Consider the following 13,029-nt stretch of genomic DNA (forward strand, 5'->3'; position numbering starts at 1 on the left):
TTAGCCACCTGCTGCCGTGGCGGCATCGACGGTGATGCCCGGCCGGACCTTGCCCGCCCCCTCGGTGATGACGTTCTCGCCTTCTTTCAGGCCCTTGCTGATCACCGCTTGGCCGCGGGTGTTGCGTGCCACATCGACGCGGCGGAGCTCCACCTTGGAGCTGGCGTCGACCACCAGCACGAAGGCCCCCTGCTGATCGCGCTGGATCGCCTGCTGCGGCACCGCCAGCACATCCTGTTTGTCCGACTGCTCGAGCACGACGCGCACCAGGGCGCCGTCGAGCAGTATGCTGTCCGGATTGGGGAATTCGGCGCGCACGGTCACCGTGTCGGTGCCTTGCGAGACGTTGCTGGCGATGAAGTTGATCGTGCCCTTCTGCTTGTATTCCGTACCGTTCGGAAGCCCAAGCCCGACATTGGCGCCGCCGCTGATCTCGCCCTTCAGCACGCGCTCGCGATAGGTGAGGTAGAGCGCGGTCGCTACCGGAAACTGAACATAGATGGGATCAAGCCGGGTCAGCGTGACCAGCGACCCGCTGTCCGGGCCGACGAGCGCGCCGACATCCGCGGCGGTCAGGCCGACGATGCCGTCGAAGGGGGCCACGATCTTCGTGTAGGAAAGGTTGAGGTCGGCATTGTCCTTGCTGCCCTTGAGCCGCACGAGATCGCCGTCTGCCTTGCGGACCGCGGCATTAGCCTCGTCCACCTTGGCCTGGGAGACGGTCTTGGTGGTGAGGAGCTGGTCGGCGCGATCGCGCTCAAGGACAGCGAGATCCTTGGAGGCTTCGGCCGCTTCGATCTGTCCCTGGATTTCCTGGACGGCGGCGCGATAGGCGCCGTCTTCGACCTGGTAGAGCACCGTGCCAGCGGTGACCTTCTGTCCCTCGATGAAGTTGACGGCTTCGAGGAAGCCCGGCACGCGGGCGCGAATATCGACCTTCTGGATGGCGGTGACCTTGCCGGTCAGGTCGACGCTTTCGCGCAGGTCCATGATTGCTGCCGGCGCCACGACAACGGCCGGAGCCTGCTGGGCAAGAGCCGTCTGCGCCGTCAGACCAATTGCGACCAGAAGCGTTGATGTGATTGAAGCTGCACGGATTCTCGTATGACGCATGCAACGTTCCCCCTGAACGAAACAGCTTGAGATGACTTCAGCGCGCCTGGGCAGGCGCCCTCGTTGCGTTGAAAGCAGAACACGTTCTCTGCCTCAAGTCACGCAACTAATGGTTGATAAGACGTCGACCACATAAATGGGATGGGTTTGCCGGAGCTGGACGGTACGAAGGAGAACTTGTCACAAAAGCAATGGCTTGCACCCCTTGTCCCGTCCGAGGCGGAAGTGCTTGCTGGCGCGAGGTTCAGGATGGTTCGGTTGAACCCGTCACCCGAGGGCGACCGTTTAACGTGTGTTGCGCCGTGGCGGCCGCAGGGCCGGCCTTGCAACCTTAGGTGACGCATTTCGCGCGGATGCTCTAAAAACAGGTCCCGGCTTTATGCCGGGACCTGCGGTCGATGGTGGCGTCAGGCCGGAACGTCAGGTGAGATCGAAGCGATCGGCGTCCATCACCTTGTTCCAGGCGGCCACGAAGTCGCGCACGAACTTCTTCTTGGCATCGGCCTGTCCATAGACTTCCGCGACGGCCCGAAGCTGCGAGTTCGAGCCGAAGACGAGATCGACGCGGGTCGCCGTCCACTTGACGTCGCCGGTCTTGCGGTCACGACCTTCGAAGACGTCCTTGGCATCCGACGTCGCCGTCCACGCGGTGGCCATATCGAGCAGGTTGACGAAGAAGTCGTTGCTGAGCGTTTCCGGGCGATCGGTGAAGACGCCGTGCTTCGTCGCATCGTGGTTCGCGCCGAGGACACGAAGGCCGCCGACGAGAACGGTCATTTCCGGCGCGGTTAGCGTCAGCAACTGTGCCCTGTCGATCAGCAGCTCTTCCGGCGAAACCGCATATTGGGTCCGCTGGTAGTTGCGGAAACCATCGGCGATTGGTTCGAGCACCTCGAAGGATTCGACATCGGTCTGCTCCTGGCTGGCATCTGCGCGACCTGGTGCGAAGGCAACCTCAACGTCGTGACCCGCCGCTTTCGCTGCCTTCTCGATTGCGGCCGCACCGCCAAGCACGATCAAGTCGGCGAGCGACACCTTCTTGCCGCCGGACTGCGCGTCGTTGAAGGCGCGCTGGATGCCTTCGAGGGTTTCGAGCACCTTGGCCAGCTGTGCCGGCTGGTTGACCTGCCAGTCCTTCTGCGGAGCAAGGCGGATGCGGGCACCGTTGGCACCGCCGCGCTTGTCCGAACCGCGGAAGGTCGAGGCGGACGCCCAGGCGGTCGAGACCAGTTCGGAGACCGAAAGGCCCGAAGCGAGGATCTTGGCCTTGAGGTCGGCGATATCCTTTGCGTCGACGAGCGGATGATCGACGGCGGGGATCGGATCCTGCCAGATCAGGTCTTCGGTCGGCACTTCCGGGCCGAGATAGCGGGCGCGTGGGCCCATGTCGCGGTGCGTCAGCTTGTACCAGGCGCGAGCGAAGGCGTCTGCGAAGGCGTCCGGGTTCTCGTAGAAGTGCCGTGCGACCTTTTCATAGGCGGGGTCGACGCGCAGCGCGAGGTCGGTCGTCAGCATCGACGGGGCGTGACGCTTGGACTTGTCATGCGCATCCGGGACGGTGCCGGCGCCCATGCCATGCTTCGGCGTCCACTGGTGCGCACCGGCCGGGCTCTTCGTCAGTTCCCATTCGTAGCCGAAGAGGTTCCAGAAGAAGTTGTTGCTCCACTTGGTCGGCGTCGTCGTCCAGGTGACTTCGAGACCGCTGGTGATGGCGTCGCCACCACGGCCGCTGCCGTAGGTGCTTGCCCAGCCGAGGCCCTGTTCTTCGATGCCGGCGCCTTCCGGCTCGCGGCCGACATTGGCGGCATCACCGGCGCCATGGGTCTTGCCGAAGGTGTGGCCGCCGGCGATCAGCGCGACGGTTTCCTCGTCGTTCATGGCCATGCGCGCGAAGGTCTCGCGGATGTCACGGGCCGCAGCGACCGGGTCCGGGTTGCCGTTCGGGCCTTCCGGATTGACGTAGATCAGGCCCATCTGCACCGCTGCGAGCGGATTTTCGAGGTCGCGGTCGCCGGAATAGCGCTTGTCGTCAAGCCAGGTCTTTTCCGTACCCCAGTAGATGTCCTCTTCCGGTTCCCACACGTCCGGACGGCCGCCGGCGAAGCCGAAGGTCTTGAAGCCCATCGACTCGAGCGCACAGTTGCCCGCGAGGATCATCAGGTCGGCCCAGGAGATGCTGTTGCCGTACTTCTGCTTGATGGGCCAGAGGAGGCGGCGCGCCTTGTCGAGGTTGGCGTTGTCCGGCCAGCTGTTGAGCGGCGCAAAGCGCTGCTGCCCGGCGCCTGCGCCCCCGCGGCCGTCGCCGGTGCGGTAGGTGCCGGCGCTGTGCCAGGCCATGCGGATGAAGAGCGGGCCGTAGTGACCGAAGTCGGCCGGCCACCAATCCTGCGAATCGGTCATCAGCGCGAAGAGGTCATTCTTCACCGCTGGCAGATCAAGCTTTTTGAATTCCTCGGCATAGTTGAAGGCTTCGCCCATTGGGTCGGAAAGGGAGGAATTCTGGTGCAAGATCTTCAGGTTGAGCTGGTTTGGCCACCAGTCACGGTTCGAGGTGCCGGCGGATTGAGCGCTCGTCTGAGCTCCGTGCATGACGGGACATTTGCCCGTTTTGTCGGCTTTCGCGTCCATTTCTATCTCCCTTTGCGATAACGTGAATTGTGCGGATCAGAGGAAAGGCAGGCTGTGCGGGCCAGCGATGCGCCGGGCCCGGCTCGCGGCATTCTTTGTGCCGTCGGTGGTTGTCGTTCCGCGAAGCGGTCTCGCCACTGGCTGCGTCTCCCTCATTGCACCGGCGACTCTATCAAAGTGGTTCCATTAATTTAAGTTGGATTTCCTGATGGTGACGATAAGACGATCCTATGGCTAATGGACGGCAGGGCAACAAGCGCATGCTTGCAGCCCTGTATGCATCTTTGATGACGCGCGAACGCTTTGCCGATTGCAGCCCACACAAGAATATTGGTGCACTGTACTCCCGCCAAACTTGCGTAAGAAAGCGCCAATGGTTAGTCACATCCGCAAAGACTCAAAGAGCTTCTCCATTTTTCGCGTGGTGAAAGGACAGACATCGTGGCTGAGACAGAAACTGGGGCCGGCAAGGACCGTCGCAAAGCACTTTGGGCGGCCGTCGCGGTGGTCGCGATCGCAGCCGCCGGCGTGGTCGGCGGCAAGTTCATGCTCGAAAGGACAGTCGACAAGTTCATCGCCGAGCGTGGCGGCAAGGCGGGCTCCGTCGAGGCGGATTTCCTCGGGCGCATTCATCTGCGTGACGTGACGCTGCCCTTCGCCAATGGTGCCCGTGTGCAGGTCGCCGCGATCGATGGCCGGCCAAAGATCTTCTTCCTGAGCGGCAGGCTTGATGTGAAGGGTCTCGAGCTCGATATCGCCGCAGGCAAGTTCTCCGTGCCGCATGCGATCCTCGAAGAACCGGACTTCTTCGCTGGCGCGCTTTCCAAGGCAGGCGATCAGGGTGAGCTGACGACGCTGAAACGCATCGAGCGCTTTGCCGCAAAACGGATCTCGGCGCCGGAGGCGACGATCAGCCAGGATGTGGCCGGCACCGAGCAGAAGACGGTCTACAAGGACCTCGCGCTCGAAGACATCGCCGGCGGCCGCGTTGCTCGTTATTCGGCGAGCGGTGCAAGCTTCGCCTTCGCCATGGATGTTCCAGACGGAGAAGGCGCAACGAAGCGCGAGCAGATGAACGGCTCGATCGGGGCTGTCGCAGGCGAGAACTTCGACGCGGCCTATATGGTGCGGATCTACACGGAAAAGGCCGGCCCGGACGACAAGGAGCCGAAGCCGCTTTACGGTCCGATGTCGGCAAAGAACCTTTCCTTCTCCGACGGCGAGGCGCAGTTCGGTTATGACGAAGTGCGCAGCAAGGGCTTCAGCGCGCGCATGCCGGCCGAGCCGCTGCTGGAGACCTTGAAGAAGTTGCAAGGGGTGACGGACCCCGAAACGTTGCCGCCGGCTGAGCGGCAGGCGTTCTTCAAGCGCATCCTTTCAGTTGTCGACATGATCGGCAGCGGCGACATCGAATTGCTCGGTCTCAAGATGGAAGTGCCGGACAAAAGCAGCGAAGAGGAAGGCAAGACGATCAAGCTCGCCGTCGACAAAATGGCGATGCAGCTCAATGGCCGCAGCTTCGACGGTGCCCTGCACGGTCTTTCCGCCGGAGAAGGCGCAGACTACGTCAAGCTCGCCGAAGCAAGCATCAAGGGCTTCTCCTGGGCTCCGACCATGGACGCGCTCACGAAGCTGGCGGGCCTGAAAGAGGAAGAGTTTGAAACCTTCCCCTTCACCACCCTGATGCCGGAATTCGGAACGATCCGCATCGCCGGGCTGGACGTGGACATGCCCGGCAGCGCGCCGACAAGCGTGACCGACAGCGAAACTGGTGAAGACGACCAGAGCGCCACCGAAAGCGAGGCCGATCCGTCGGTCAGCGCCGAGCAGGCGCCGGATGAGGCAACCGATGGCGACGCCTCATCCGAGGCAGAGGTCCCCGGCGATGCCCAGGACGATCCGATGGCCGAAGCGCCGGCCGAGCAGGCGGCCGTGCCTTCCGTTCCGGAGCGCGTCCGTTTCACGCTCGACAACTACGAGCTGGCCCTGACCAAGCTGCACAACGGCATCCCGACGGATGTGCGCGTCAGCTATCGCGATCTCAGCGTGCCGATTCCGGCCGACACGCAGGAGGAAGGCTTCGCGACGCTGCGCAAGCTGGGCTTCGACAAGCTGGTGTTCTCTTCCAACGTCGAACTGACCTGGGATGAGCCGAACGAGAACCTCGTCATCAAGGATATCTCCTTGAGCGGCAAGGACATGGGCAGCTTCTCCTTCTCCGGCCTGATGGGCGGCGCGAGCAAGGACTTCTTCTCCGGCGACATGACCGCTGCGCAGGTGGCGCTCTTCGGCCTCACGGCCCGGGAAGCCACGCTCAAGCTCGAAGACAAGGGCATCGTGGCCAAGGGCATCAAGCTCTATGCCGAGGATAACCACATGACCGAGGACAGCGTTCGCGGTCTCCTCGTTCTGATGACGAGCGCGGGCGTGCAGCATTTTGCTGCCACACAGCCGAAGCTGCAGGATGTGGCAAGTGCGTTTACCCAGTTCATCAGCAAGCCCGGCGCCTTCACCCTGAAGGTCAAGGCCAAGGAAGAAGCCGGGATTGGTGCACTCGAGCTGATGGGCGCCGCCGAAAATCCAGCTCTTCTGCTCGACAAGGTCGATCTCGAAGCCGCCGCACAGTAATCGATCGCGGGCCGCGTCAGCCGACACGGCCCGCATCATTTCTGCCTGCGGGCCCCGGAAGGAATTCCCGCAGTACCTTCAATGCCTCCTGTCCGATTTCATGCCCGCCACGACTGTAGAGGGGCTCGGGTATCGGCCCTTTACCTCACAAGATAATCGACCAGGAGCCCCGCGAGCACTGCGCGATCGGCTCACGCACAACGGGCTTCCGTCAAAACAGAGTCGTTTGCGGCTAAATGTGAGCAAAGGATACAAGAAATTGGTGGCAGCATCCTGCATTTTTCCCTGACATGACGGCAAAAGCGAGATGATTCCGTGTGTGTTCGTCATCGGATCGATCAGGCATCCAGGCAGGTTTCCACGCGAAGAATGAACTCCAGCGCCAGGAGGCGAAGGTGGACGGCAGGCTATGAAACAACCGAATGGCATTGGAGCGTGTTTTGGCGAGCCGAAGGCGCCGTTTCTCAGGGTTCGGCCCGTTCGCGACGCCCGCTTTTCGGTCACGCGTCTGCAATGCCGGCTGAATGGAGCAATGAGCCGCGTCGTGTCCCTTCCCGCCGACGACGCCTATTTCCTGATGTTCTATTTCAAGGACGTCATGCATCGCGACGTGGTGCCGGGCGGAGGCGAGAGTGAAACTCGCCGCTACCGGCAGGGGTCGGTCTGCCTCGTCGATCTCGTTCAGGGCGCCAGTATCCGGCTTGTCAGCGATCTCGATTCACTCGCCTTCCACCTGCCGCGGGCTTTGTTCCGCGAAGTCTCCGAGTTCGCTCACGCTCCGGCCGCCGCCGGTCTCAGGTGCCGCCGCGGAGAGATCGACGACGTCATACACAATCTTGCCTTGGCGCTGCTGCCGCTTCTCGCCAAGAGCGAGAAGGAACCGGGTCCCGTGCTGCAGCATATCGCTGTCGCAATCTGCGCGCATCTCCTGCACTCCTATCCGGATCGAGCCAACGCATCCGCCAGCCCCGATCTGTCCGTGTGGCAGGAGAAGGCGGCCAAGGACTTCATGATCGACCATTGGGCCAAGGACTTTTCGTTTGCGGCTGCCGCGTCGGCCGCAAACCTGTCTGAGAGCGTTTTTGCCGCGGCCTTTGCATCCGTGACCGGGCAAACGCCGGAGGCGTGGCTGATGCGGTACAGGATCGGCCGAGCCAAACGCTATCTGATCGAGGGGGGGTGGTCGGTGGCCAAAACCGCCGCCAGTTGCGGTTATGCCGACGAAGCGCGGTTCATCGAAGCCTTTCGCGAGGTGACGGGAGTGGCGCCGGCCGTGTGGCGCGCGCGCTGGCGGCAGTGAGGGGAGCGCCCGTTGACCTGTGAAGCTCTGCGATGTCCCCTGAGATTTGCCTCTGTAATGCGGCCGCCAACCGTTGTAGCATCTGCCCCGCCGCCGAAGCAGGCGGCTGAGCTCGATAATGGGAGACCCTGACCGATGGCCTTACAAGCGGGACTGGGCGCAAGCGAGCCCACACCACGCCCCACTGTCAGAAGGATCAGCGCGGGCGATATCACCGTGACGAGAACGTTTTCGGATCGCTTCGATCTGGACCTCGGGCCGCTGATCCCGGTCGCCGACGCCTTCAACGTCATCGTCCAGATGCGTGATTTCGAGGCGCATCGTCTGTGGCGGCGCGGCGAACTCGTCTATGAGGGAGGGCACTCCAAGGCATCGCTCGCGATCACCGATCTTCGGGACCAATGGCAGTGCCACCATCTGTCGCCCTTCGACAATATCCGCTTCCACATCCCATTCGCCTGCATGCGGGCCTTCACCGAAAAGGCGGGACGCGGCGAGTATGTGTCATTGTCTTCCGTGCAGGGATGCGTGGATCCGGTGATGTTCGGCCTCGCCCAGGCGCTGCTGCCCTCGCTCGAAGAGCCGAACCGGGCCAATCTGCTTTTCGTCGAACAGATCAACCTTGCCGCACTGGCTCATCTCAGCCAGACCTATGGCGGTTTGCATTTCCCTGTCGACAAGAAGGGTACGCTCGCGCCATGGCAGGAGAGGCTGGCGACGGATTTTCTGGTCGCACACTTCAACAAGGCGTTTTCGATCGGCGATCTCGCCGCCCAGTGCGAGCTCTCGCGCAGCTATTTCAACAAAGCCTTCAAGGAGAGCTTCGGGCGCACGCCGTCCAGGTGGCTGACCGAATACCGGATTGCGCGGGTCAAAGAGTGTCTGCTTCAGGACACCCCCCTTGCCGAAATCGCGATCCACTGCGGATTTGCCGACCAGAGCCACATGACCCGGGTGTTCACCAGCCAGACGGCGGAAACGCCGGCGCGCTTCAGGAAAAAGAACCGCTCCGTCGGGGTGGCGGTAGATCTCAGTAATAGCGCGGAGAGAGGGCGCGCCCTCATGTAGATTGTTCAAAACACATGAAAAGCGTGCAAGAATGACGCGGCGGCCGGGGCCATCATAGGCCGCTCCTGCAGATGATGATGAGAATGAACTGCGTGCACACGTCCCAGGCGCACAGCAATCCGGGCGTCGGTTGGTTCCGCGCGTTTCGTTTTCATTAGCGCTGCGGGAGTTTTTGGCAGGTGGAATCGATAAACAGGAGCGAAGACGATGACGAATGCCTCCGCTGCCTCGGTCGGAATGCGCCCGCGCGACAGCCTCGGATGTTCGCTGGACCAGCTCGATGACGACAGGACGATCGAAGGCCGCGATATGGTCTTTTATCGCAAGCGATCGGCAGCGGGTCCGCCGGGCAGGGTCGCGACCCCTGGCAATGGGCGGGGATATCTGATCGGCCTGTCGCTCGCAGGCGGTCATAGCCGCCGGGTTTTCGGGGAGCATCACTCCGCGATCCAGGAGTTCGGCCAGAATTCCATCTACGTCAGGAACTTCGCCGACGACTACAAAGCGGATCTGGAAGGCTCCTTCGACTTCACTTTGCTTGAAATCGGCTACGGTGCGCTCCAGAGGATTGCGGATGCAGCAAATGCCACGGGAGTCAGCGAGCTGAGGTCCATTTCCGGCTCGCCCGATCCTGTTCTCGGCGGCATGCTCGGTGCCTTGTTTGCGTCGGTGGACGGTTACACCGATCGCAGCGCGCTGTTCGTCGATCAGCTTTCCGTCGCAATCGGCGTGCATATGGTGCGACAGTACGGCAACGGCCGCGGCGAAAGTTTGGCTGGAGGACGCAGGCTCTCGCAGCGCTGCCAGGCAAGTATTCGCGAACTCGTGCAAGCCCGTCTCGACGGCGAGCTTACCGTCGAAGAACTGGCCTCGACCTGCAACCTGTCGCAGGCAGCTTTTCTCCGCGCCTTCCGCGAGACCATGGGCAGCACGCCCTTCCGCTGGCTGCTGCAGCAAAGGATCGAAAAGGCCAAGGACCTGCTGCAGTTCTCTCCCACATCGCTGAGCGAGATCGCCACCGCCTGCGGTTTTTCGGATCAGAGCCATTTTACCCGTGCCTTCGTGCAGGCGGTGGGGGCCACGCCGCGCCAATGGCGACGCAGCCGGCAGTCGTAGGGCTTACCGCAGTTATAGTTGTGCGGCGAAGCGGCCCGGATCAGACTAACAGTCTCCGGTATGACGAGCGAAATTTTCAAAAATCCACCTTTGGCGACAAGAACGGGACCGCCATCGGCGGCATAGTTGGGCCTCTCCAATCGGAGCCAGTTTCAATAGAAAGAGGCCACGACCATGTCCGCGGCAGCGACCCCCGGCAAACTCCTCGTCTCGCCCAAGGACCACACCCTGATCATGATCGATTTCCAGTCGCAGATGTCGTTTGCGACCAAGTCGATCGATGCGGTGCTCTTGCGCAACAACGCCGCACTGGTCGCCCATGCGGCCGCCGGCTTCGGCGTTTCGACCATTCTCACCACCGTTGCCGAGAAGACCTTCTCCGGTCCGATGTTCTCTGAGATCATCGACGCCTTCCCCGGCCAGACGCTTTTGGACCGCACTTCGATGAACACCTGGGAAGACGCCGCCGTGATCGCGGAGATCAACCGCCTCGGCAAGAAGCGCCTGGTGATGTGCGGGCTCTGGACCTCGGTCTGCATCGTCGGCCCGACGCTGTCGGCGCTCGACCAGGGCTTCGAAGTCTATGTCATCGCCGACGCCTGCGGCGACGTCTCCGACGAGGCGCATGAGCGGGCGATGGACCGCATGGTGCAGGCCGGCGTCCGGCCGATGACCTCGCTGCAGTACATGCTCGAGCTTCAGCGCGACTGGGCCCGCACCGAAACCTACGACATGACCACCGGCATCGCCAAGAAGTTCGGCGGTGCGTATGGCCTCGGCATCATCTACGCCAAGTCGATGTTCGGCGCCTCCGAAGGTCACTGACACGGGGCTGAGATGCCCTAGATTATCGCTCTGGCCGTGCTTGAGGTGGCAGGGGCGGCACTGTCATTCGTGAAGGAGTTGGCGATGAAGTTGTATCTTCTCTCGCTCGGAGCCGGACTGCTTGTCGGCATCATCTATTCGCTCTTGAACGTCCGCTCGCCGGCGCCGCCGGTCATTGCGCTCATCGGCTTGTTCGGCATCCTGATCGGCGAGCAATCGGTGCCGCTGGTCAAGCGCGCCCTGTCGGGCGAACCGGTCAATCTCAGCTGGTTCAATCTGCAGTGCATGCCGCACATGTTCGGCCACCTGCCTAGCGGCGCACCGGCCACCGCCGGCAAGGCGAAGGATGCGGCCATCAACGATGAAAGGGCCGGATGATGCCGACACGACGCTCGTTTCTCGGTGCAACCGCCGCCGCCCTAGCCTTGGGTAGGGCAACCGCGACACACGCCCAACAGACTGGAGACACCTCGATGACGCCCGACCTGATCCTGCACAACGGCCTTGTCACCACGCTCGACCGCGCCAACCCGACGGCAAGCGCCGTTGCCATCAAGGACGGAAAGTTCCTGGCCGTCGGCGACGAGCGGACGATCATGGTGCTGGCCGGCCCGGGCACACAGGTGATCGACCTCAAGGGCAAGCGCGTGCTGCCGGGCCTCAACGACAACCACACCCACGTCGTGCGCGGCGGCCTCAACTTCAACATGGAACTGCGCTGGGACGGCGTGCGTTCGCTCGCCGATGCGATGGCGATGCTGAAGCGCCAGGTGGCGATCACGCCGGCGCCGCAATGGGTGCGCGTCGTCGGCGGCTTTACCGAACACCAGTTTATCGAAAAGCGGCTGCCGACCATCGACGAGATCAATGCGGTCGCCCCGGAGACGCCGGTGTTCCTGTTGCATCTCTATGACCGGGCGCTCTTGAACGGCGCCGCCCTCAGGGCGGTCGGCTATGGCAGGGACACGCCCAACCCGCCGGGCGGCGAGATCACCCGCGATGCCAACGGCAACCCGACCGGGCTGCTGTTGGCCAAGCCCAATGCCGGCATCCTCTATTCGACCTTGGCCAAGGGACCGAAACTGCCCTTCGACTACCAGGTCAACTCCACCCGCCACTTCATGCGCGAGCTCAACCGGCTCGGCGTCACCAGCGTCATCGACGCCGGCGGCGGCTTCCAGAACTATCCGGACGACTACGCCGTCATCCAGAAACTGTCGGACGACGATCAGCTGACCGTTCGCCTGGCCTACAATCTCTTCACCCAGAAACCGAAGGAAGAGAAGCAAGACTTTCTGAACTGGACCTCATCGGTCAAATACAAGCAGGGCAACGACTACTTCCGCCACAATGGCGCCGGCGAGATGCTGGTGTTTTCGGCCGCCGACTTCGAGGACTTCCGCCAGCCGCGCCCGGAGATGGCGCCGGAGATGGAGGGCGAACTCGAAGAGGTCGTGCGGGTGCTGGCCGAGAACCGCTGGCCCTGGCGGCTGCATGCGACCTATGACGAAACCATCAGCCGCGCGCTCGACGTGTTCGAGAAGGTCGACAAGGATATCCCGCTCGACGGCCTGAACTGGTTCTTCGACCATGCCGAGACGATTTCCGACCGGTCGATCGACCGGATCGCCGCGCTTGGCGGCGGCATCGCCACCCAGCACCGCATGGCCTACCAGGGCGAATATTTCGTCGAGCGCTACGGCCACGGCGTGGCCGAAGCGACGCCGCCGATCAGGCGCATGCTGGAGAAGGGCGTCAACGTGTCCGCCGGCACCGATGCCACCCGCGTCGCCTCCTATAACCCTTGGGTCTCGCTGTCGTGGATGGTGACCGGCAAGACCATCGGCGGCCTGCAGCTCTATCCGCGCGCCAACTGCCTCGATCGCGAGACGGCGCTGAGGATGTGGACCGAGAAGGTGCAGTGGTTCTCCAACGAGGAGGGCAAGAAGGGCCGGATCGAGACGGGACAGTTTGCCGACCTGATCGTGCCGAACAAGGATTACTTCACTTGTTCCGAGGACGAGATCTCGTTCCTGACCTCGGAGCTGACGATGGTCGGCGGCAAGGTCGTCTATGCGGCCGGCGACTTCGCTTCCCACGACGAGAATCCGGTGCCGCCGGCGATGCCCGACTGGTCGCCGGTTCGCACCTTCGGCGGCTATGCCGCCTGGGGCGAGCCCGATGGTGCCGGCAAGAACTCGCTCCGCCGCACGGCGATCACCGCGTGCGGCTGCGCCAGCAATTGCGGCGTGCATGGACACGACCATGCCGGCGCCTGGACGTCAAAGCTGCCGATCGCCGATCTCAAGGGCTTCTTCGGCGCACTCGGCTGCTCCTGCTGGGCCGTGTGA

9 protein-coding genes are annotated in these 13,029 nt (G+C 62.8%); 7 read left to right on the forward strand and 2 right to left on the reverse strand.

The window, feature by feature from the left end; genetic code table 11:
* Together ACTJKE_RS19485 and katG are read right to left on the reverse strand one after the other, a co-directional pair.
* Nucleotides 1–1,113: an efflux RND transporter periplasmic adaptor subunit gene (locus tag ACTJKE_RS19485; RefSeq protein ID WP_058329933.1), complete on the reverse strand. Its 1,113-nt coding sequence runs from the start codon at nt 1,111–1,113 to the stop codon at nt 1–3.
* A 420-nt stretch (nt 1,114–1,533) separates the two neighbouring features.
* Nucleotides 1,534–3,741, reverse strand: coding sequence for a catalase/peroxidase HPI (gene katG, locus ACTJKE_RS19490; RefSeq protein ID WP_058329932.1), 2,208 nt, complete (start codon nt 3,739–3,741; stop codon nt 1,534–1,536).
* A gap of 441 nt (nt 3,742–4,182) precedes the next feature.
* Here katG and ACTJKE_RS19495 point away from each other — a divergent pair, with 441 nt between their 5' ends.
* The 7 genes from ACTJKE_RS19495 (at nt 4,183) to ACTJKE_RS19525 (ending at nt 13,029) form a co-directional block, all read left to right on the forward strand.
* Complete coding sequence (locus ACTJKE_RS19495; RefSeq protein WP_058329931.1) at nt 4,183–6,369, forward strand: hypothetical protein; 2,187 nt, start codon at nt 4,183–4,185, stop codon at nt 6,367–6,369.
* 409 nt (nt 6,370–6,778) lie between these two features.
* Nucleotides 6,779–7,669, forward strand: a complete 891-nt coding sequence (locus tag ACTJKE_RS19500; RefSeq protein WP_058329930.1) for a helix-turn-helix domain-containing protein — start codon at nt 6,779–6,781, stop codon at nt 7,667–7,669.
* Between the two features lie 135 nt (nt 7,670–7,804).
* Entirely contained in the window at nt 7,805–8,737 is a 933-nt protein-coding gene (locus ACTJKE_RS19505) for a helix-turn-helix domain-containing protein (RefSeq protein WP_058329929.1), read from the forward strand.
* Nucleotides 8,738–8,944: 207 nt separating this feature from the next.
* Nucleotides 8,945–9,853 (forward strand): helix-turn-helix domain-containing protein, encoded by a 909-nt coding sequence (locus ACTJKE_RS19510; RefSeq protein ID WP_058324415.1) that lies wholly within the window; start codon nt 8,945–8,947, stop codon nt 9,851–9,853.
* Between the two features lie 174 nt (nt 9,854–10,027).
* The gene (locus ACTJKE_RS19515; RefSeq protein ID WP_440635971.1) at nt 10,028–10,678 is read left to right on the forward strand and encodes a hydrolase; all 651 of its coding nucleotides are present in this window, start codon (nt 10,028–10,030) and stop codon (nt 10,676–10,678) included.
* A gap of 84 nt (nt 10,679–10,762) precedes the next feature.
* A complete protein-coding gene (locus tag ACTJKE_RS19520) occupies nt 10,763–11,056 on the forward strand; it encodes a XapX domain-containing protein (RefSeq protein WP_058329927.1) in 294 nt (97 codons plus the stop codon).
* Complete coding sequence (locus tag ACTJKE_RS19525) at nt 11,056–13,029, forward strand: amidohydrolase (protein ID WP_440692136.1); 1,974 nt, start codon at nt 11,056–11,058, stop codon at nt 13,027–13,029. The genes ACTJKE_RS19520 and ACTJKE_RS19525 overlap by 1 nt, the downstream gene beginning before the upstream one ends.

It is taken from the genome of Ensifer sp. 22521, assembly GCF_052044795.1.
In the GTDB taxonomy this organism is placed as follows: domain Bacteria; phylum Pseudomonadota; class Alphaproteobacteria; order Rhizobiales; family Rhizobiaceae; genus Ensifer.